Raw genomic sequence first — 19,120 nt, forward strand, 5'->3', positions numbered from 1 at the left:
GCCAGAGGGGGCCGGGTGCCAACCCTGCTCTGGCTCGCGCTAGCGCAGAGCATCAGCCCATGAACTGGCCGCCATTGATATCCAGGTTGGCACCGGTGATGAAGCCGGATTTCTCGTCGGCCAGGAAGGCGACCGCACGTGCGATCTCGTCCGGCTGACCATAACGCTTGACCGGGATGGTCTCGCGGATCGATTCACGGATCTCTTCGGGGATCTTCATGATCATGTCGGTGGCGATGTAGCCCGGCGACAGGGTGTTGACGGTAATGCCCTTGGTCGCGGTTTCCTGCGCCAGCGCCATGGTCAGACCATGCATGCCCGCCTTGGCGGCCGAGTAGTTGACCTGGCCGAACTGGCCCTTGCGGCCATTGATGGAGGAGATGTTCACGATGCGGCCGTACTTGTGCTCCAGCATGTCATTGATGACGGCACGGCAGGTGTTGAAGACGCTGTCGAGGTTGCAGTTGATGACTTCGCGCCACTGCTCATAGCTCATCTTGCGCATGGAGGTATCACGCGTGATGCCGGCGCAGTTGACCAGTACCGCGATCGGGCCGAAGCGCTCGCGGATTTCATTGACGCCTGCCTGACAGGCTTCGAAGTTGTCCAGCTCGATGCCGGACAGTGCGATGTTCTCGAACCCGGCAGCGCGCTGTTCCGACAGCCACCCCTCTGCCTTTTCCTTGTTCCTGTAACCCGCAATTACCTGATACCCCTGGTTCGCCAGCTCGCGGCAGATAGCGGAACCAATGCCACCGGTACCACCGGTAACCCATGCGACGGGTGCTGTTTGTGTCATCTTATTGTGTCTCCCTAATCCTGGAACGTCCTGTGTCCTTGGCTTGGGCACAGCTTGGCGAATCTGCGGACACCCCCGCCCTGAGAAAACGAGAATGCCTGCAACAACAACAATGACCCGCGTCTCTAACAGCCTGATGACAATCGTGCACTCTGTGACGCCTGCCATCCGCCTGCGCGAGGCGCGTCACCCTCAGTATGGACAGGATGCAGCGGGAATGTATGTAGCAGATCTCTCACACAAGATGCCGATAATCGCTCAAGGTACGCAGACGGGTTGGTGACGACTCACCGGACACAAGAAGTTTGCGTCAATTACGGGATAACGGTTGACGCAGCACTGTATATCCTTATACTACGCCCCACGTTGATGCGGGGTGGAGCAGTCTGGTAGCTCGTCGGGCTCATAACCCGAAGGTCATCGGTTCAAATCCGGTCCCCGCTACCACTGACAAGTCGTTGCCTATCAAGGTAATTGCCGGTCAGACACCAACGTAATGTTGCGGGATGGAGCAGTCTGGTAGCTCGTCGGGCTCATAACCCGAAGGTCATCGGTTCAAATCCGGTTCCCGCTACCAACCTCTGATGCGTCAGAGTTGGAGCAAAGGCAGTACCCAGTGTTGCGGGGTGGAGCAGTCTGGTAGCTCGTCGGGCTCATAACCCGAAGGTCATCGGTTCAAATCCGGTCCCCGCTACCAAGAATTCGAAAGGCCTGATGCCATGCATCAGGCCTTTTTCGTATGCGTGAAATTCCTGTGCGATGATGGCGAGGAAGCCGGTTCACGGGCCTGGCTACCCCTATCCACACCAGGCCTCTTCACACTTGGCCCTTCACACTCATCACGTCAGTCCCAAGGGAGTGCCTGCATGCGCCACTGGCTGGTCAAGACCGAACCCGATGCCTTCTCGCTGGATGACCTGCGCCGCGAATCACCGGCGCTCTGGGATGGCGTGCGCAACTATCAGGCGCGCAACTTCCTGCGCGAGATGCAGCTCGGTGATGTCGTGCTCATCCAGCACTCCAGCTGCAAGGTGCCTGCGGTGGTCGGACTGGCCGTCGTCAGCGAACTCGCCCTGCCCGACCCGACGGCCAGTGACCCCGAGCACAAGGGCTTCGACCCACGTCAGGTGGCGGACATCGATGCCGACAAGCCTCCGCGCTGGGTCGCCCCGCGTCTGAGCTACCTTCGCCCGCTGCGCACCACCCTGCCCATCGCGCGCCTGAAGGCCCGGCCCGAGCTGGCGGACAGCCACCTGGTGCGCCGCGCACGCCTGTCCGTGATGCCGCTCAGCGAGAGCGAAGCCGCCTGCATCGCCAGCCTGGCCGGCGACACCCTGCTGCCGTGAACCGACGCGCCCGGGACGCTCGCGCGAGGAAGTGTCCGGCAGCGCCTTGAACTCCACTGCGACGGGCCGCATCATCAGGCCAACCGGCTCGCGCGCGAGCCTTGAATCGCAGACAGAATTTCGGGGCATGCACCATGATCATCGATCCCAATACCGGCCAGCCACTGACCGGCAATGACACCACCGCCGCCCAGCCACAAGGGGTGGTCGGCGGCGGTGCCGCCAGTGCACCGCGCCAGGCAGAAGACGCCAACACCTACATCATCGATGTGGACATGAGCAATCTTCAGCAGGTGCTGGAAGCCTCACAGCAAGTGCCGGTACTGCTGGATTGCTGGTCGCCGCAGAGCGAGCACTGCCTCGTCCTGACACCGATCCTCGAGAAGCTGGCACGTGAATATGCGGGCGGCTTCATCCTGGCCAAGCTGAACGCCGAGGAACAGCAGGACATCGCCGCTCAGCTGGGCGTGCGCTCGGTGCCGGACGTCAAGCTGGTCATCCAGGGCGGTCTGGCAGGCAACTTCACCGGCGCACGTCCGGAAGCCGAGATTCGCCAGTTCCTCGAGCAGCACAAGGTCCAGCCGGCAGCAGGGGCAGGTCCCAGCCTCGCGGAGCAGGCGGCCACTGCACTGGAAAGCGGCGACCTCGTTACCGCCAAGGCGCTGTATCAGCAGCTGTCGCAGGAATCCCCCGAGACGCCGGAATACCGCATCCACCTCGCCTCGGTGCTGGTCGCCGAAGGCAATGGTGAAGAGGCCCGTCAGCTGCTGGACTCCCTCAAGCCGGAAGACCGTGATGGTGCCCAGGCGCGTGGCGTACGTGCGCGCATCGACTTCATCGCCGAGGCTCCCTCTCCCGAAGAGGTGCAGGCGATGATCGAGCGGGACGACAGCGAAGCCCGCTACCAGCGCGCCATGCGTGACCTGGCGGATGGCCATTACGAGCTGGCGCTGGATGCCCTGATCAGCCTGGTGAAGACCGATCGCCAGTACGGCGATGATCTGGCACGCAAGACGCTGCTGCGTGTCTTCGACGCCCTCGGTGCGACCCATGAGCTGACGGTGCGCTTCCGTCGCCAACTGTTCGCTCTGATGTACTGATCTTGCTGGAGCGCTGATCGTGCTGATGCGCTGATCGTACTGCTGACCGTACTGATAAGCTGAACACGCCACGCAGACGACAAGGCCCCGCCTCCGGTAAAGGAAGCGGGGCCTTGTCATTGAGGGCCAGCCGTCGCGCCGATTCAAGGGCTAACGACGGCTCCAGCCCTTGAGAAGCGAGGGGCGAGCACGCGATTCACGCACGCTGGGCGGAAAGTCCACCTCTAGTTCCTGGCCCGCAGACATCACGGCGTCTGGCGCAGACGGGGTGGCAGATGACGCCGCGGGAGCACGGCAGCGGGAAGATGGCGGCGATGAACGCGCCAGCCGCAGGCTCCCGCCCTGACAACACCATTCACGACAGGCCGTCACGCCTGCATCCCTGCTTGCTGGCCGCCCCTGTCGCGGCGTCTCTGCCACCTCATGTCTCATCGTCGCATCTCCTGATGACAAGCCCCTCCCGATGAGCGGCCTGGCCTCAGAGTTGACGATAATGATTCTCAATTCAAGTTTGCAATGAGCGATAGCTGCCAACGAAACGCCGCAGACTGACCCAGATCAACTCCGGTGCTGTCGACTCCCCTTCCCGGCCGCTTCGCTCGACCCCGCGATCCCTTCGCCAACCTCAGCCTTTCTGCAGGCGCTCATCCATCTGCTGCAGCGCCTTCTCCAGCTGCACGCGCGTGGTGCCGTAGTTCAAGCGCACGAAGCCCGGCCAGCCGAAGTCTGCGCCATCCGACAGCGCGACATCGCATTCCTCGAGCAGGGTCTGCTGCGGAGACTCCCCGAGCCCTGCCTTGCGCATATCCAGCCAGGCCAGATAGGTGGCCTGCGGGCGCGACATGCTGACGCCGTCCCAGCGTGCCACATGGCTTTCCAGCAGATCGAGGTTGTCACGCAACACGCTCAGCAACTCCTGACGCCACGGCTCACCCTCGCGCCACGCCGCTTCGGTCGCGGCCATGCCCAGCACATTGGTATCGGGCATCAAGCCATTGGCGGCGCCGGTGAAGCGTGCACGCAGCTTGGGATCGGTGATCACCGCGCAGGCGAATGTCAGCCCGGCGGTGTTGAAGGTCTTGGAGGGCGCCCACAGGGTCACGCAGCGCGCCGCCAGTCGCTCGTTCAGGCTGGCCAGCGGAATATGGCGGGCCGTCGGGTCCACCACCAGATCAGCATGCAGCTCATCGGAGACCACCAGCAGATCGTGACGCTCGACCAGCTCCGCCAGCGCCTCGAGCTCTTCCTCGCGCCAGACGCGGCCGGTAGGATTGTGCGGGTGGCACCATAGCAGCAGCTCGGTCTCGGGCGTGATGGCCGCTTCCAGGGCCTCCAGATCCAGACGCCAGGGGCCGCCTTGCGTCTCGGGCTCTGCCAGCGGTGCCATCTGCGCCAGTCGCCCGGTCTTCTGGGCCACCTTGAGGAATGGCGGGTAGATCGGGGTCGTCGTGACCACACCCGCGCCGGGTGAGGTCAATGCCAGACTGGCCAGGTGCAAGGCCGGCACCACGCCCGGCAGCCAGACGATGGCGTCACGCGGCACCTCCCAGCCATAATGCTCGCGACTCCAGTCACACAGGCTGTCATCGAGGCCCTCCGACGGCTTGGCATAGCCGTAGACCGGGTGCGCCACTCGCTCGGCCAGCGCTCGCGTCACGGCGGGCGGGGCGCTGAAGTCCATGTCGGCGATCCAGAGGGGCATGACGTCCGAGGCGTAGCGATCCCACTTCTGGGAAGGATACTGGCGTCGATCGAGCGGGGTGATGAAATCGAATGGCAAGATGGAGTCTCCCTGTGGCGGGCAAATTTGGCAGGCAACGCGAGCAGTGCTCTCGACTCACGCCGCCCGAGGGCGGCGAGAAGAATACCTGTGGACCAACTACAGCATAAGGCTTTGTGCATGTCTGAAGACACCTTTTACCCACAGGCCCAGCGCGGGCTGCCCGGTCTGTTGCGTGCCTGGCTGACCCATGGCCGCGGCGACAGCGAGCGTCTCGCCGTGCTGCTGGCCGATACCGCGCGCGTCGCAAGTCTTGGCCAGCCCGCCAGCAATCCCGATGGCGAGACGCTGGAGCAGTGGGCCGCCGAGGGCGGTGCGCCGCTGTGGGCCCCCAAGGCAGCGCTGTTCCTGTTGATGCAGATGCCGGCACGCCCGGTGCCGCAGGGCCCGGATGACGCCTGCGCCTGGGCCTATTGCTGGTTGCGCATGCGCGAACACGACAGTCCCACAGCCGCCCTGATGGCACTGCCGGAACACCTGCGTCAGCCGCTGGCCTGGCCCATCGAAGCCGCCTGGCAAGACCTGACGCATCAGCGGCTGCTCTAGCCGCGCTCGATTGTCGAGCACCCGCAGCGCTGTTGGTGAGCAGCGCTGCGTTTTTCTCTGCTCTGCTCTGCTCTCCTTCCTCACCCCCTCTCCTCTCCTCTCTCACCTCCCTCACCTCTGCTTTCCCTCCCCTGCTTACCCTCTCTTGCCCGCTCTATTCTCTTGTCCGCTCCCGCCCGTTCCTGTCCGCACTCTCCTTGCCGCTCCTTCTCCTTGCAGCTCTTATTCCTTGCCCCTGCGTCACTCCCTGGACACATCCTCTTCACTCCCGCTCCCCCTGCCAGCGATTCTGATGGTGACCCTGCTGACGCCCTAAAGGACAGCTCGTCCCGCTCTCGGCATTGCTGACAGCCATGGGTAGCAGTTTTCTCAGCGAATATCGTCACCACCGGCTAATGGCGTAGCGGAAACCTGAGACTCGTCAACGCGTAACTGACGCCATTTCGTTTAATCATCGTTTTGTGAAGCGTTACACCCGAAGGGATTTCTTGTGTGAGCGAGGAGTAAAGTTCTTTCAACCGCAACGAAACGGTAATTCAACAAGAATCCGCTGGCGCGACACGACGACCAGCAAGCTTCAGGAGAAGCTCCATGACCACCTCCCTGATTGTCGGACTGGATGGAACCCCGGGCGGCGACAGTGCCATTGCCTATGCCAAGCGCGTCGCCTCTCTGGTGGGCGCGGAAACCAGGATCATTCTCTGCTACGTGGTCGAATGGTCGCCCTACAGCTTCAACACGCCGGAGGAGAACGCCCAGCGTGCCAGCCGCCGTGAGAACGAGATCAAGCTGGCCCGCGAGCGTGTGCTGGCGCCTGCCATCAGCGAGCTGGAAAAGGAGGGCTATCAGGTCGAGGGGCGTGTCCGCCACGGCGATGCCGCCGAGATCCTCAGCCTGCTGGCGCGTGAAGTGAATGCCGAGCAGATCATCGTCGGCCGCAAGGGGGAAAGCGTGCGCTCACGCATCTTCGGCAGCGTGACCGCCCATCTGATTCAAGAGGCCTCGGTGCCCGTCACCATCGTTCCCTGAGACAGGCGCCTCCCGCACCCGCCGCCTGCAGAGATTCGCACCAGACAATAACGACAATTCGCTTTTCGAGGTTACCTCTCATGAGTCGATTCCGCTCCCTGGCCCCCTGGGCTGCCGCCATGGCAGCCCTCATGGCCGCAAGCTCTGCCCGTGCCGAAGGCATGGACCAGGCCATCAGTGACATCGTCGGACCGATCGTCAATCCGATCGTCTCGACCATCTTCTATTCCGTGCCGGTGGCCGGCACCCAGTTCCCGCTGATCGTCGGCTGGCTGATCATCGCGGCCGTCATCTTCACGTTCTATTTCGGCTTCGTGCAGTTCCGCCTGTTCGGCCATGCCATCCGCCTGGTCAAGGGCGACTACACCGACCCGAAGGATGAAGGCGAGGTATCCCACTTCCAGGCATTGGCCACGGCGCTGTCCGGCACGGTCGGCCTTGGCAACATCGCCGGCGTCGCGGTCGCCGTCTCGCTGGGCGGCCCGGGCGCCACCTTCTGGATGATTCTGGCCGGTCTGCTCGGCATGGCCTCCAAGTTCTGTGAATGTACGCTTGGCGTGAAGTACCGCAACGTCAACGCGGATGGCTCCATCTCCGGCGGCCCGATGTACTACCTGTCCAAGGGCTTCGCGGAAAATGGCAAGGCGGGTCTGGGCAAGATTCTGGCGATCTTCTTCGCCATCTGTGCCATCGGCGGCTCCATCGGCGGCGGCAACATGTTCCAGGCCAACCAGTCCTATCAGCAGGCCGTCAACGTCACCGGCGGTGATGCCAGCTTCCTGGTCGGCTACGGCTGGCTGTTCGGTCTCGTGATGGCCGCCATCGTCGGCATGGTCATCATCGGCGGCATCAAGTCCATCGCACGTGTCACCGAAAAGCTGGTGCCGATGATGGCTGTCATCTACGTGATCGCGGCACTCATCATTCTCGGCTTCAACTTCAGTGCGATTCCGGCCGCCTTCGGCGCCATCATCGAAGGTGCCTTCGCACCGGTCGCGGTCGGCGGCGGTATCGTCGGCGTGCTGATCCAGGGCTTCAAGCGTGCTGCCTTCTCCAATGAAGCCGGTATCGGCTCCGCGGCCATCGCCCACTCTGCCGTCAAGACTTCCCAGCCGGCGACCGAAGGGATCGTCGCCCTGCTCGAACCGTTCATCGATACCGTCGTCATCTGCACCATGACCGCGCTGGTCATCGTCATCACCGGCGCCTACCAGGTCGAAGGCCTCGGCGGCGTCCAGCTGACCTCCTACGCCTTCGAGACCGCCTTCCCGTGGTTCCCGTATGTGCTGGCCCTGGCGGTGCTGATGTTCGCCTTCTCCACCATGCTGTCCTGGTCCTACTATGGCCTGAAGGCCTGGACCTACCTGTTCGGCGAGAGCAAGGGCTCCGAGATCGTCTACAAGCTGATATTCCTCGCCTTCGTGGTCATCGGTTCCTCCATGAGTCTCGGCCCGGTCATCGACTTCTCCGACGCCATGATCTTCGCCATGTCCATCGCCAACATCATCGGCCTCTACTACCTGATGCCGGTCGTGAAGCGTGAGCTGGCCCAGTACATGGCCAAGCTGAAGTCCGGCGAGATTGCACCGGTCGACAAGGAGGCCAAGCGCCAGAACGCGTGATCCCCATCACGCCCAGGCGGGCCTGACACAGCCGTCAGCCACCGCATGACCCAAGGCCCCTGCCCATCGGCAGGGGCTTTTTCGTTGTCGATCATGCAATTCCGTGCATTGGATGGCTGAAACCACCCAAGTCGGATTGCCGCAACGCAGCGCAATGGGTAGGGTGTGGCGCTCACTGGCCACACTGGCCGGAACCCGTATCAACGAGGACGTCTCATGCTCGCTTCCATGCATGCCATGGTGCTGCGCAATCCCGGCCCGGATGCCGACTTCGTGGCGACCGAATGCCCGCTACCCACTCCCGGCCCCGGCCAGGTGCGCATTCGTGTCGCTGCCTCCAGCGTCAATCCACTGGATCTCAAGCTGGCCAGCGGCCAGGTGCCTCTCCTGCCGCCAGCGCCCTGCGTGCTGCACGGCGACGTGGCCGGTGTGATCGATGCCGTCGGTGATGACGTGCTGGCCTTCTCGCCCGGCGACGAGGTGCTCGGCTTTGCCGGCGGTGTCGCCGCTCATCCGGGCGCGCTGGCGGATTACATGCTCGCCGATGAGCGCCTGATCACCCGCAAGCCGCGCCGCCTGAGCTTCATGGAAGCCGCCGCGTTGCCGGCAGTGTTCATCACCGCCTGGCAGGCACTGGTGGAGCGTGGCCGGCTGGAAGCGGGACAACGCGTGCTGATCCACGGCGGCGCCGGTGGCGTCGGCCATGTGGCATTGCAGATCGCCCGCTGTATCGGCGCGGAAGTCGCCACCACGGTGTCCAGCGATGACAAGGCCCAGGCGACACGTGACTGCGGCGCGGACCACGTCATTCGCTACCGCGAGGAAGCTGTGGCCGATTACGTGGCCCGGCTGACGGGTGGCGAGGGCTTCGATCTGGTCTTCGATTGCGTCGGTGGCGACAACCTGGCCGCCAGCTTCGCGGCCAGCAAGCTGGGCGGACGCATCGTGACCATCAATGCGCGCACCACAGTGGATCTCTCGCCGCTGCACGCCGGCAGCCGCAGTCTGGAAGTGCTGTCGATCCTGCTGCCGCTGACCGCTGGAATCGGGCATGAGCAGCAGCGCCAGGCACTGGGAAAGCTGGTGGAGCTGGTCGAGGAAGGCGAATTCAAGGTGCGCCTCGATGAGCGTCAGTTCGACTTCAGCGAGGTCGCCGAGGCCCATCGTCATCAGGCCTCCGGCAAGGCAGTGGGCAAGATCTCGCTGGTGCGTCGTCAGTTCTGGGACGCCGCCCAATGAGCGCAGCGCTTCAGGGTGAGCTGGGCCTGCAACTGCTCAAGCTGCTGATCTCGGTGGCGGTGGTGATCGGGCTCTCATTGATCGCGGAGCGTCTCTCGACACGCATGGCCGGTCTGCTGTCCGGCTACCCGCTCGGCACGGCCATCACGCTGGGCTTCATCGGTGTGGAGATCTCCCCCGAGTTCGCCGGCCAGAGCGCCGTCTACACTCTGGCCGGCTTCTCCTCGACGCTGGCGCTGGGGGTCGGCTACTGGCTATGCGGGCGTGCACAAGGACTGCGCGGCGTCATCAACGGCACCCTGGGCGGCCTGCTGGGTTGGCTGCTCGCCAATCTGGTGCTGGCGCAGTTCGAGTTCACGCGCGTCAGCGGCGTGATCGTGACGCTGATCGCCATCGTGCTGTGCATGCGCCTCTATCGCGGCGTACCGGAGAGCACGGCGCGCAAGTCGCCCTTCTCCTGGGTCTCGCTGCTGGCGCGCGCCGGACTGGCCGCCGGCATCGTGTTCGGCATCACCGCGCTGGCCCATCTGCTGCCACCCGCGTGGGCAGGCCTGGTGGCGGCCTTCCCGGTCACCATGTACCCGCTGCTGGTGATTCTGCATCTCACCCAGGGACCAGTGGCCGTCGCGACCGTCATCAAGCACTACCCGGCCGGCCTTGGCTCGCTGCTGTGCTATGCGCTGGTGGTCTCGCTCAGCTACCCCGGCATGGGGGTCGGCCTGGGCACCCTGCTCGGTTTCATCGTGGCGACGGCGTGGCTGGGCGTGTTCACGCCGTTGCAACGTCGACTAGCCTCACGACGTACAGCCAGCGCCTGAGCTTCCTGATAGGCTGAAATGCCGCATGGATGCCCAGGAGCGATGACATGTACTTCAAGACGCTGGAACCGGCCTTCTACGACACCGATGCCCTCGGGCACGTCAACAACACGCGCCTGCCGGCCTGGTTCGAGTGGGCGCGCAATGACCTGTTCCGCGTCTTCGTGCCGGACCTCGACCCGCGCAAGTGGCCGCTGATCATGGCGCGCATCGAGGTCGACTTCCTCGCCGAGCTGCAATATGGCCAGCCGGTGGAGATTCGCACCTGGCTGTCGCGTCTCGGCGGCAGCTCCTTCACCGTGACCCAGGAAGCGTGGCAAAGCGGCGTCTGCGGCGCGCGCGGCCACTGCGTGCTGGTGCAGTTCGATCATCATGCCAAGCAGTCGCTGCCCATCGAGGGCGAGCTGCGCGCGACCCTGGTCAGCCATGTGCACGAGCACACCGACAGCGCCGAACTGGATGTCCCCGCCCTGCGCGAGGCCGCCTGGGCACTCGGGACGCACAGCGCAGCCTCCGAGGGGAGCGTGCCGGCATGACACCCGCGCTCAAGCTGCTCAAGGGCAAGCCGCACCGCACACTCGAGTACGCCCACGACCCGCGCGCCCCCGCCTATGGGGAAGAGGCCGCCCGCACGCTGGGGCTTGAGCCCACCCAGGTCTTCAAGACCCTCGTCTGCCAGCTGGAAGGCGGCAATGCACGGCAGCCGCTGGTGGTCGCCGTGGTGCCGGTCAGCGGTACGCTCGACCTCAAGGCACTGGCACGCGCCTGCGGGGCACGCAAGGCGGCGCTGGCCGCGCATGAGGCCGCCGAGCGTGCCACCGGCTATGTGGTCGGCGGCATCAGTCCGCTGGGTCAGAAGAAGCGCCTGCCACTGTGGGTCGATGACAGCGCCGCGACACAGGCGGAAATCTTCATCAGCGGCGGCCGCCGCGGACTGGAGATAGCGCTCGCCCCCGCGTTACTGTGTGAGCTGGGCAATGGCCAGTTCGCCCCGCTGGCCCGTGACGACTGATGACCACGGGCCAGGCACTGCATGATGGACTCTCCATGACGAGCACCCGCCACAGCACCGCGTCAGCGAGGAGGCCCGATGGGCATTCGCTACAGCAAGTGGATCTACCCGGACATGACCGAGCTGCATGCGCAGGTCGAGGCGGCGCTGGAGCACTGGTTCAGTGAGCGCTTCGCCGACTACCCGCACATCAGCTTGCCGGGCCTTGACCCCTACGATTATGATGGCTGGTTCAATCGTCTGGCCCCGGAGCTGATGGCGCGCGGCAGTGACTACTGCGAGCGCGAGTGGCATGGCTATGTGCCGAGCCCCCAGCAGCTCAACCAGGCTTTCTTCCGGGCCGTATCCCGGTCCAACAAGTGTGTGCTGGAGCCTGACCGCAAGCATGGTGATCCTGACCAATCATAGTCCCGACGCGCGGGAGCTCGAGATCATCGAGCGCCAGCTCGGGCGCAAGCCGCGCGGCATCCAGGCCGTGGCCGCCACCGATGGCGAGGGCACTCCGCTGGTGCTGCGCATGCATTCGCTGGTGGACGGCAAGCCCTTCCCGACCCTCTACTGGCTGTGCGATGAACGCCTCAAGATCTCGCTGTCACGCATCGAGGCCGAAGGCGTCATCAAGGGGCTGGAAGAACGCCTCAAGACCGACGAGGAACTGCTGGCGCGCTACCGTGCCAGCCATGAGGCCTATGTCGCCGAACGCTGGAGCTTCATGAGCGAGGCCGAGCGCAGCGCCATCGAGTCCCAGGGCTTCGCCGACCTGATGCGTGAACGTGGCGTCGGCGGCATCCGTGACTGGAATCAGGTGCGCTGCCTGCACACCCAGTACGCCCAGCATCTCGCCTACGCCGAGGGCAACGCCATCGGTCACTGGGTCGATGCCCATTACGACGTGCTGTCCGAGCTGCCCTGAGCCCTGGCGACGATCGACCCGATGCCGTCGGCTTGAAGGCAGAAGACGAAGAAGCCCGCCAATTGGCGGGCTTCTTGTGTCGTGACGAGCGTCAGGCCTACAGCGAGTGCGCGAAGACCAGCGCGATGCACAGCGGGCAGATCAGGCGCACGTACCACGGCCAGATCTTCCAGAACAGGCTGGACTCGATGTCCGGCGCCCCGCTCTGGATCTCCTTGAGCAGCGCATGGCGCGACATCGCCCAGCCGACCAGCAGGCACATCACCAGCGCGACCAGCGGCTGGCTGTACTGGGTGGTCAACATGATCACCAGGCCGAACAGTGCCCCGAAGTTGGCGGCGATGGTCAGGCTGATGGCCATGATGGCGGCACCGACGGCCAGGGTGGCGGCACGCCGACCCAGCCAGCCACGTTCGACCACGAAGGACACCGGCACTTCCAGCATCGAGATGGAAGAGGTGATGCCCGCCACGCTCATCAGCGCGAAGAACGCCACCATCAGGATGTCACCTGCGCCGCCCATCTGGCCGAACAGCGCCGGCAGCGTGTCGAACAGCAGGGTGTCCGAGCTCTTGAGCAGGCCATCGGCATCGAAGATCTCGACGCCCAGATGACGCGCGGCGTACATGGCCGGAATCACCAGCAGGCCGGCGAGGAAGGCGATGCCGACATCGATCAGCGTCACCAGTACGCCCAGACGCGGCAGATTCTGCTCCGGCCCCAGATAGGAGCCGTAGATCAGCATCGCGCCCACGCCGAGAGACAGCGAGAAGAACGCCTGGCCCATCGCGCTCAGCATCAGGTCGGCATCGAAGATACGGTCCCACTGCGGCGTCAGATAGACACTCAGGCCTTCATCGGCGCCCGGCAGGGTCAGCACGTAGCCGATCAACCCGACCAGCAGCATCAGCAACAGCGGCATCAGACGCGTGGACCACTTCTCGATCCCGCCGCGCACACCACCGACCACGATCGCCATCGTCAACGCGAGGAAGACCGCCGTCAGCGAGACATTGCGCGTGAAGTCGAAGGTGGTCAGCCAGCTGGCGGCGGAGCTCATGCCCAGCGCCTCGCTGACCGGCGCGGCGGTATAGCCCAGCAGCCAGCCCGCGACGATGGCGTAGAAGGCCAGAATCAGACTGGCGGTCAGCATGCCCGCCCAGCCCGCCAGCGCGCCGAAGCGCTTGGTGATGCCTCGACCGAGACTCATGCTGGTGACGATGTTGGCCTGACCATGACGGCCGATGACCAGCTCAGCCATCAAGGCCGGCCATGCCAGCAGGAAGGCCAGCACCAGATACATCACCACGAAGGCCCCGCCTCCGTTGTTGGCCGTCTGGGACGGGAAGCCCCATACGTTGCCAAGTCCTACTGCCGAACCAGCGGCGGCCATCAAGAAGCCCAGCCGACTGGCAAAGCGTCCGCGCACCTGCGCCATCTGCCTCTCCTGCCTTGTTGTTCCGCGTCCGTCGAAGACGACGTCGCGATGAGTTGGGGTGCATCCCGGTGCAAGCTCACGGGGCGCCAGCGCCCGCCAGCCGTCGCCTGCGGGGGCGGCAAGGGTAGCAGAGCAGGCCCGCGAATGCAGGCGACAACGCCGAAAGTCAGCACGTACCCGCGTTGGCCAGGGGCAATGCCGAGTTCCTCACCGGCGTCATAGCGTCGCCGCACAACTCGCGTAGGATAGGAAGGACATGACATCAAGGCACGGCAGCCAGCAGTGAGCGCCGCCGAGAAACATTCAGGAGAGCAACATGCATCGCATCTGTGTCTATCTGGGCTCCCGCGAGGGCGTCTCCCCACAGCACCGCCAACTGGCCGAAGCCCTGGGCACGGCCATCGCCGAGCGCGGCTGGGGACTGGTCTACGGAGGCGCGCGCGCCGGGCTGATGGGGGCGTTGGCAGATGCCGCGCTGGCAGCAGGCGGTGAGGTGATCGGCGTGATCCCCCAGGCACTGGTGCGCAACGAGAAGGCGCATACCGGTCTGACGCGCTTGATCGAGGTGGCGGACATGCATGAGCGCAAGGCGCAGATGGCCGCGCTGGCGGATGCCTTCGTGACCCTGCCCGGCGGGATTGGCACCCTGGAGGAGTTGTTCGAGACCTGGACCTGGCAGTATCTTCGCTTTCACGCCAAGCCGATCGCCGTCCTCGACAGTGACGGCTTCTTCGCGCCCCTGCTCGAGTTTCTGGACCGCACCGTCGAGGCGGGTTTCCTCGATGCAGACACTCGCGCGCGACTGATCAGCGAGCGCGAGATCGCGCCCCTGCTGAAGCGTCTGGCGCCCGAGACGTAAGGCCTGAGACGTAAGACCTGAGACCTGAGACCTGACAGGCTGTCGCGTCACTCCCCATCAAGCGCATGACGCCAGCGCCATGGGGAGTGACGATGCGAGCGCGCCACCTCAGTTCAGCGCCGTCTCGCCAACAGCCTCAACGGCACCCTCCGAGGCGGCCTGCTGCTGAACGGGGTTGCCGATATAGCGCGCCCGTTTGCTGGCGGTGACCTGCTCGACATCGACCATCACCAGGCCGTCGATGCAGTAACCGAAATCGGCGTCGACACTGAAATCGAGGAAGCGGGTGCCACCGGGCTCGGTGACCTCGGCGTACTGCTTGTAGAGCGTCGGCACCGTCACGCCCATCGCATCCAGCTGGGCACGCAGGCGGCGGAAATCGCCATCGGCGTCCTGACCATCGAACAGCCGCTCCGCTTCATGGGCGGCGCTGCCCGGCACGCTCTGGGCGACCGGCGCCCGTGCGCGCGCCAGCCCCTCATCATCCCCGTAATAGTGACGGTAGTAGCTGACGATCAGTGCCCTGGCGGCCTCCGGATAGCTGTTGGAGAGCGTGACCGGGCCGAACAGCCAGCGAATCTCGGGATGACAGCGCAGATAGGCGCCCAGCCCCTGCCACAGGTAATCGAGGCTGCGCCGCCCCCAGTAACGCGGCTGCACGAAGCTGCGCCCCAGCTCCAGACCGTCCTGCATGCGCTCGAACATCTCCGGCGTGAAGCGGAACAGGGTCGGGCTGTAGAGCCCCTTCTCGCCATGTGCCGCCATGATCTTGCGTACCTCACCGATGCGATAGGCACCGGCGATCTCGAGATCGGCGTCATCCCACAGCACCAGATGCCGGTAGTGGGCGTCATAGCGATCGATATCGCGCCGCTCACCGGTGCCCTCGCCGACCCGCCGGAAACTGATCTCGCGCAGTCGCCCGATCTCGCGCATCACGCTGGAACCGGGGAAGGCATCGAACAGATAGATCTTCTTGCCGTCGCGGGTCTCGCCCAGCAGTTCACAGGGCGTCAGTTCCTCACGCAGCGCCTGGCGCTCCTCGGGATGGCCGATGGCCTTCTCGGTCACGAACAGGCCACGCTTGCCGCGCCCGATGCGATACAGGTGCTTGCGCAGCAGGCGCGTCTTGGCGTTGGTATTGAGGGCATCACTGTCGAGGCGCTCCAGCGGGATCAGCTCGCCGATGCGCAGCTTGAGCTGCCGTTCGCGCTGGCGAAACATCTCATGGGCCAGCAGGGGCGTGCCGAAGCTGCGGTTGATCGATGACAGCGCATAGAAGAGCGTCGAGTTGCGCCCGCTGACATGGATAGGCAGCACCGGCGCATTGGTCTTGCGCGCGAAATGCAGGAAGCCCGACAGCCACTTGCCATCGCGTGGCCCGGTCGGGCCTGCACGCGAGACCTCGCCGGCCGGGAAGATGATCACGGCCTCTTCATTCATCAGCGCATCGCAGATCTGACCACTGCTCTTGCGATAGCCACGGCGACTGAGGTTGTCCAGCGGCAGCAGCAAGGGGGCCAGCGGCTCGACCTTCATCAAGATGTCATTGGCGACGATCTTGACGTCGCGGCGCACTTCGCCGACCAGCTTGAGCAGTGCGAGGCCATCCAGTGACCCCAGTGGATGGTTGGCGACGATGACGACACGCCCGTAGGCCGGAATGTTCTCGCGCTCCCGCGAGGACACCGAGTAGCCGAAGGAGAAGTGATCGAGCACGCGGTCAATGAAGTCGAAGCCGCGCTGGTCCGAGTTCTCGCCGAGGAAGGCATTGATCTCGCCCTCGTGCACCAGGCGCCGCAGCATGGCCAGAGCTGGCCGCCGGATCAGCGGGTGACGTTTGGCAAAGGCAGGATACTTGGCAGCGATGACGCGGGCAGTATCGATCATGCTCTCTCCTTGGCCGCACGGAGTGCGGAACGCGATGTCTGGATCATGGGGCTTGATATCACGTCAGGTTCGCGCCACTTCATGACAGATGCGTCACAGTCCCCGTACAGTGAGATGACAGTCGCCCACGTGATCCGCGGCCGATGCGCCCCGGCACGGAGATCATCCGCGTACGAACAGGCAGCGCGACTGCCACGCCAAGGAGAGAGCGAATGTTTGCGATAGCCGTCGAGAATGAATCACTGGTCTGGCAGGAAACCGAGGCCCCGCACGGGATCGCCTCGGACGAGGTGCGTATCGAGGTGGCCTGGGCCGGCGTCAACCGCGCCGACCTGATGCAGCGTGCCGGCCAATATCCGCCACCCGAAGGTGCCAGTCAGATCCTGGGACTGGAGGTCAGTGGCACCATTCGCGAGGTCGGCCGCCACGTCGAGCGCTTCAAGGTCGGTGATCCGGTCTGTGCGCTGCTGTCCGGTGGCGGCTATGCCGAGGAGGTGGTCGTCAACGCCCTGCAGGTGTTGCCGGTGCCGGAGGGCTATAGCCTGCGAGACGCCGCCGCCCTGCCGGAGATGTTCGCCACTACCTGGCTGAACCTGTTCATCGAGGGCAACCTCAAGCACAAGGAGCGCGTGCTGCTGCACGCCGGTGCCAGCGGCATCGGTACCACCGCCATCCAGCTGTGCGGGCTGTTCGGGCATCCGTGCTTCGTGACCGTCGGCAGCCAGGAGAAGCTGGAGACCTGCCTGCGCCTCGGTGCGGATGCCGGCTGGAATCGCCACGATGGCAGCTTCGTCGAGGCCGTGAACGACTGGGGCGGCGCCGACATGATTCTCGACCCGGTGGGCGGCGGCTATCTGGCCGACAATCAGCAGGTGCTGAAACAGGATGGCCGCATGGTATTGATCGGCCTGATGGGCGGGCGCATGGATGAGCTGGATCTGGGTCGCATGCTGATGAAGCGTCAGCGCCTGATCGGTTCGACCCTGCGTTCGCGCTCCCCCGATGGCAAGGGCATGGTGCTGGATGCGCTCTACGTGCATGTGTGGCCACGCCTGGCACGGGGTGAGCTGCGCCCGCATATCGACAAGAGCTGGCCGATCCAGGAAGCCGATGCCGCGCATGCCTATGTGCAGGACAACGCCAGCACCGGCAAGGTGTTGCTGGCGGTGACGGGCGCCTGAGCCTCGTCATGGCGCTGATGACATCAGCAGCATGAAAAAAGCGGCAGCCCACTGGGCTGCCGCTTTTTTGGCTTTATTGGCGCTATCTCGTGCTCGCTGCTCCGCCTGACAACATAACACCCGGCCTGACAGCAGTGTCGCTCCGCCCGCCGTAGACCCCGAGACACCTGGCAGAGGCTTACTCGCTGCGCCCGATCGACTGGGCTTTCTGCCAAGTGAGTTGCAGCAGACGGGCGTCGTCTCCGGCGCGATGGCGCTGGATGCCACCCTCGGCGATCACCGCTTCCTTGAGCTCTGCCCAGCAATTCAGCTGCTCCTCATCGAGCAGCCGTCTGAGCGCCTCGAGACGAAAGCGCGGCAGCATGCCGGCATGATAGAACAGCAGCGAGAGCCAGGTATTGTCGTAGCCCCAGCTGTCGCTATAGGCGATTCCCGCCTCACCCAGCTCATCATTGACCCACTGCGCCACCTCACGCACTGGCCGCCCTTCGCGTGCCAGCCGCGCCCGTGAGATGCCGTGCAACAGCTCCGCCTTCGGGTCCCAATGCACCCACTCATCAAGAGGCTGTATCAGGAAGGCGCAACTGCTGCCGTCGGCACGCGCCAGCCCGATCTCGATCGGATAGCTACCACGGCCAAAGCCGGAGGCTTCAATATCGAGCAGAATAGGCAGCGTCACACGAATCTCCCAAGGTATCTCAGGCAGACAGGGCCCGGGCGAGAAGAGGTTGAATGTCCTCAGGTTACGGGAATTGCCCCCTGCTTGGCGAGTCCTGAGCGCGACGCTGTCAACGCAGGCATCAGGTCGATCTGCTCCATCACGCTGGCATCACGTTCAAGAGACGCGCGCGGGAGGGCCAGAGACGACAACGCCCTCACGAAGAGGGCGTTGTCAGTGGCAGCGAGGGCAGCACATCAGCTGGTACATCCGATCAGTACATCAGCTCAGTGCAGGTCTGCCTCACCACCCGTGCGGGCGTGGGCTTCCCACTGCTCGGCCTTGTGCGGGCAGACCGCCAGACCGAGGGAGCCTTCACGATAGGCACGCGCCAGGCGCTGGGCCGCGAGAGCATGGCGGCACTCGGCGGCACGCGCGTACCAGGTCACGGCCTTGGCCGGATCGCTCTGATACTGGGCACAGCCATACTCATAGATACGCGCCGCCTGATACTGGGCATGCACGTCGCCGGCCTGCGCGGCCTTGATGACGAAACGCGCGCCCTTGGCCTTTTCCTGAGCGGAGTTGCCGCGCTGGAACAGCATGTGCCCGTACAATGACAACGCACCGGTGTGACCGGCATTGGCGCAGTGATTGAACAGACGCATGGTCAGACGATGCTTCTGCTGAGAGCCGGACAGCCAGGAGGCGTGGAACAGACGCTCCGCCAGGCGGTATTTCAGTCCAGTCATCAGGGTTGGGGCCTGCGGCATGACGAGTAACCTTGATACAGAATAAGAGGGGTGACGCCGTGTCCTGGCCCGATCCTGAGCCCGCGACGCTATTCTCCTTGCCAACACTGTCAGTTTGCCCTTGCGGGCGGCCTAGAA

Annotated in this window: 18 protein-coding genes, 3 tRNA genes and 1 pseudogene; 16 read left to right on the forward strand and 6 right to left on the reverse strand. The window is 64.5% G+C overall.

Annotated features, from left to right (window positions below):
- Positions 1–52: 52 nt before the first annotated feature.
- Positions 53–799, reverse strand: a complete 747-nt coding sequence (gene phbB / locus HA399_RS15970) for an acetoacetyl-CoA reductase (RefSeq protein WP_043336510.1) — start codon at positions 797–799, stop codon at positions 53–55.
- A 370-nt stretch (positions 800–1,169) separates the two neighbouring features.
- On the opposite strand from phbB, the gene HA399_RS15975 reads away from it, so the two are divergent.
- The 5 genes from HA399_RS15975 (at position 1,170) to HA399_RS15995 (ending at position 3,245) form a co-directional block, all read left to right on the forward strand.
- A tRNA-Met gene (locus HA399_RS15975) sits at positions 1,170–1,246 on the forward strand.
- Positions 1,247–1,299: 53 nt separating this feature from the next.
- Positions 1,300–1,376: transfer RNA gene (locus HA399_RS15980), tRNA-Met, on the forward strand.
- Between the two features lie 43 nt (positions 1,377–1,419).
- Positions 1,420–1,496: transfer RNA gene (locus HA399_RS15985), tRNA-Met, on the forward strand.
- 169 nt (positions 1,497–1,665) lie between these two features.
- The gene (locus HA399_RS15990; protein WP_192839481.1) at positions 1,666–2,145 is read left to right on the forward strand and encodes an EVE domain-containing protein; all 480 of its coding nucleotides are present in this window, start codon (positions 1,666–1,668) and stop codon (positions 2,143–2,145) included.
- A gap of 134 nt (positions 2,146–2,279) precedes the next feature.
- Positions 2,280–3,245 carry a tetratricopeptide repeat protein gene (locus tag HA399_RS15995; RefSeq protein ID WP_404325484.1) on the forward strand — a complete coding sequence of 322 codons (966 nt, stop codon included), beginning with the start codon at positions 2,280–2,282 and terminating at the stop codon, positions 3,243–3,245.
- Positions 3,246–3,870: 625 nt separating this feature from the next.
- Here the strand turns inward: HA399_RS15995 and HA399_RS16000 are convergent.
- Positions 3,871–5,025, reverse strand: a complete 1,155-nt coding sequence (locus HA399_RS16000) for a MalY/PatB family protein (protein WP_153636641.1) — start codon at positions 5,023–5,025, stop codon at positions 3,871–3,873.
- Between the two features lie 120 nt (positions 5,026–5,145).
- Here HA399_RS16000 and HA399_RS16005 point away from each other — a divergent pair, with 120 nt between their 5' ends.
- From HA399_RS16005 to HA399_RS16045, 9 genes and pseudogenes are all read left to right on the forward strand, one after another.
- Positions 5,146–5,571, forward strand: coding sequence for a hypothetical protein (locus tag HA399_RS16005; protein WP_404325485.1), 426 nt, complete (start codon positions 5,146–5,148; stop codon positions 5,569–5,571).
- Positions 5,572–6,162: 591 nt separating this feature from the next.
- On the forward strand, positions 6,163–6,600 hold the full coding sequence (locus HA399_RS16010; protein ID WP_043336528.1) for a universal stress protein: 438 nt from the start codon (positions 6,163–6,165) through the stop codon (positions 6,598–6,600).
- Between the two features lie 80 nt (positions 6,601–6,680).
- Positions 6,681–8,222 (forward strand): alanine/glycine:cation symporter family protein, encoded by a 1,542-nt coding sequence (locus tag HA399_RS16015; protein WP_404325486.1) that lies wholly within the window; start codon positions 6,681–6,683, stop codon positions 8,220–8,222.
- Positions 8,223–8,438: 216 nt separating this feature from the next.
- A complete protein-coding gene (locus tag HA399_RS16020) occupies positions 8,439–9,461 on the forward strand; it encodes a zinc-binding dehydrogenase (protein WP_404325487.1) in 1,023 nt (340 codons plus the stop codon).
- Positions 9,458–10,279: a hypothetical protein gene (locus HA399_RS16025; protein ID WP_404325488.1), complete on the forward strand. Its 822-nt coding sequence runs from the start codon at positions 9,458–9,460 to the stop codon at positions 10,277–10,279. Before HA399_RS16020 ends, HA399_RS16025 begins: the two co-directional genes overlap by 4 nt.
- A 47-nt stretch (positions 10,280–10,326) precedes the next feature.
- Positions 10,327–10,716 (forward strand): annotated as a pseudogene (locus HA399_RS16030) (acyl-CoA thioesterase); the annotation flags it as partial.
- Positions 10,717–10,811: 95 nt separating this feature from the next.
- On the forward strand, positions 10,812–11,291 hold the full coding sequence (locus HA399_RS16035) for an aminoacyl-tRNA deacylase (RefSeq protein ID WP_404325489.1): 480 nt from the start codon (positions 10,812–10,814) through the stop codon (positions 11,289–11,291).
- 78 nt (positions 11,292–11,369) lie between these two features.
- Entirely contained in the window at positions 11,370–11,699 is a 330-nt protein-coding gene (locus HA399_RS16040; protein ID WP_043336543.1) for a hypothetical protein, read from the forward strand.
- Entirely contained in the window at positions 11,677–12,204 is a 528-nt protein-coding gene (locus HA399_RS16045) for a DUF501 domain-containing protein (protein ID WP_043336547.1), read from the forward strand. The genes HA399_RS16040 and HA399_RS16045 overlap by 23 nt, the downstream gene beginning before the upstream one ends.
- Before the next feature lie 97 nt (positions 12,205–12,301).
- On the opposite strand, the gene HA399_RS16050 is transcribed toward HA399_RS16045, so the two are convergent.
- Positions 12,302–13,642: a sodium-dependent transporter gene (locus tag HA399_RS16050; protein ID WP_043336549.1), complete on the reverse strand. Its 1,341-nt coding sequence runs from the start codon at positions 13,640–13,642 to the stop codon at positions 12,302–12,304.
- 316 nt (positions 13,643–13,958) lie between these two features.
- On the opposite strand from HA399_RS16050, the gene HA399_RS16055 reads away from it, so the two are divergent.
- Positions 13,959–14,501, forward strand: a complete 543-nt coding sequence (locus HA399_RS16055; RefSeq protein ID WP_043336551.1) for a TIGR00730 family Rossman fold protein — start codon at positions 13,959–13,961, stop codon at positions 14,499–14,501.
- A gap of 108 nt (positions 14,502–14,609) precedes the next feature.
- Here HA399_RS16055 and HA399_RS16060 read toward each other — a convergent pair whose 3' ends face one another.
- A complete protein-coding gene (locus HA399_RS16060; RefSeq protein ID WP_404325491.1) occupies positions 14,610–16,391 on the reverse strand; it encodes a GNAT family N-acyltransferase in 1,782 nt (593 codons plus the stop codon).
- 212 nt (positions 16,392–16,603) lie between these two features.
- On the opposite strand from HA399_RS16060, the gene HA399_RS16065 reads away from it, so the two are divergent.
- Complete coding sequence (locus HA399_RS16065) at positions 16,604–17,572, forward strand: NAD(P)H-quinone oxidoreductase (RefSeq protein ID WP_404325492.1); 969 nt, start codon at positions 16,604–16,606, stop codon at positions 17,570–17,572.
- Positions 17,573–17,750: 178 nt separating this feature from the next.
- On the opposite strand, the gene HA399_RS16070 is transcribed toward HA399_RS16065, so the two are convergent.
- Positions 17,751–18,251, reverse strand: a complete 501-nt coding sequence (locus HA399_RS16070; RefSeq protein WP_043336558.1) for a hypothetical protein — start codon at positions 18,249–18,251, stop codon at positions 17,751–17,753.
- 266 nt (positions 18,252–18,517) lie between these two features.
- On the reverse strand, positions 18,518–19,003 hold the full coding sequence (locus HA399_RS16075; RefSeq protein ID WP_043336560.1) for a tetratricopeptide repeat protein: 486 nt from the start codon (positions 19,001–19,003) through the stop codon (positions 18,518–18,520).
- Positions 19,004–19,120 lie beyond the last annotated feature (117 nt).

Source organism: Cobetia sp. UIB-001 (assembly GCF_044789135.1).
In the GTDB taxonomy this organism is placed as follows: Bacteria; Pseudomonadota; Gammaproteobacteria; order Pseudomonadales; family Halomonadaceae; genus Cobetia; species Cobetia amphilecti.

What these genes read in the sequence shown, in the direction of transcription:
- phbB (WP_043336510.1), bottom strand. Translation starts at nt 799, where the DNA reads ATGACACAAACAGCACCCGTCGCATGGGTTACCGGTGGTACCGGTGGC.
- HA399_RS15990 (WP_192839481.1), top strand. Translation starts at nt 1,666, where the DNA reads ATGCGCCACTGGCTGGTCAAGACCGAACCCGATGCCTTCTCGCTGGAT.
- HA399_RS15995 (WP_404325484.1), top strand. Translation starts at nt 2,280, where the DNA reads ATGATCATCGATCCCAATACCGGCCAGCCACTGACCGGCAATGACACC.
- HA399_RS16005 (WP_404325485.1), top strand. Translation starts at nt 5,146, where the DNA reads ATGTCTGAAGACACCTTTTACCCACAGGCCCAGCGCGGGCTGCCCGGT.
- HA399_RS16010 (WP_043336528.1), top strand. Translation starts at nt 6,163, where the DNA reads ATGACCACCTCCCTGATTGTCGGACTGGATGGAACCCCGGGCGGCGAC.
- HA399_RS16015 (WP_404325486.1), top strand. Translation starts at nt 6,681, where the DNA reads ATGAGTCGATTCCGCTCCCTGGCCCCCTGGGCTGCCGCCATGGCAGCC.
- HA399_RS16020 (WP_404325487.1), top strand. Translation starts at nt 8,439, where the DNA reads ATGCTCGCTTCCATGCATGCCATGGTGCTGCGCAATCCCGGCCCGGAT.
- HA399_RS16025 (WP_404325488.1), top strand. Translation starts at nt 9,458, where the DNA reads ATGAGCGCAGCGCTTCAGGGTGAGCTGGGCCTGCAACTGCTCAAGCTG.
- HA399_RS16035 (WP_404325489.1), top strand. Translation starts at nt 10,812, where the DNA reads ATGACACCCGCGCTCAAGCTGCTCAAGGGCAAGCCGCACCGCACACTC.
- HA399_RS16040 (WP_043336543.1), top strand. Translation starts at nt 11,370, where the DNA reads ATGGGCATTCGCTACAGCAAGTGGATCTACCCGGACATGACCGAGCTG.
- HA399_RS16045 (WP_043336547.1), top strand. Translation starts at nt 11,677, where the DNA reads ATGGTGATCCTGACCAATCATAGTCCCGACGCGCGGGAGCTCGAGATC.
- HA399_RS16050 (WP_043336549.1), bottom strand. Translation starts at nt 13,642, where the DNA reads ATGGCGCAGGTGCGCGGACGCTTTGCCAGTCGGCTGGGCTTCTTGATG.
- HA399_RS16055 (WP_043336551.1), top strand. Translation starts at nt 13,959, where the DNA reads ATGCATCGCATCTGTGTCTATCTGGGCTCCCGCGAGGGCGTCTCCCCA.
- HA399_RS16060 (WP_404325491.1), bottom strand. Translation starts at nt 16,391, where the DNA reads ATGATCGATACTGCCCGCGTCATCGCTGCCAAGTATCCTGCCTTTGCC.
- HA399_RS16065 (WP_404325492.1), top strand. Translation starts at nt 16,604, where the DNA reads ATGTTTGCGATAGCCGTCGAGAATGAATCACTGGTCTGGCAGGAAACC.
- HA399_RS16075 (WP_043336560.1), bottom strand. Translation starts at nt 19,003, where the DNA reads ATGCCGCAGGCCCCAACCCTGATGACTGGACTGAAATACCGCCTGGCG.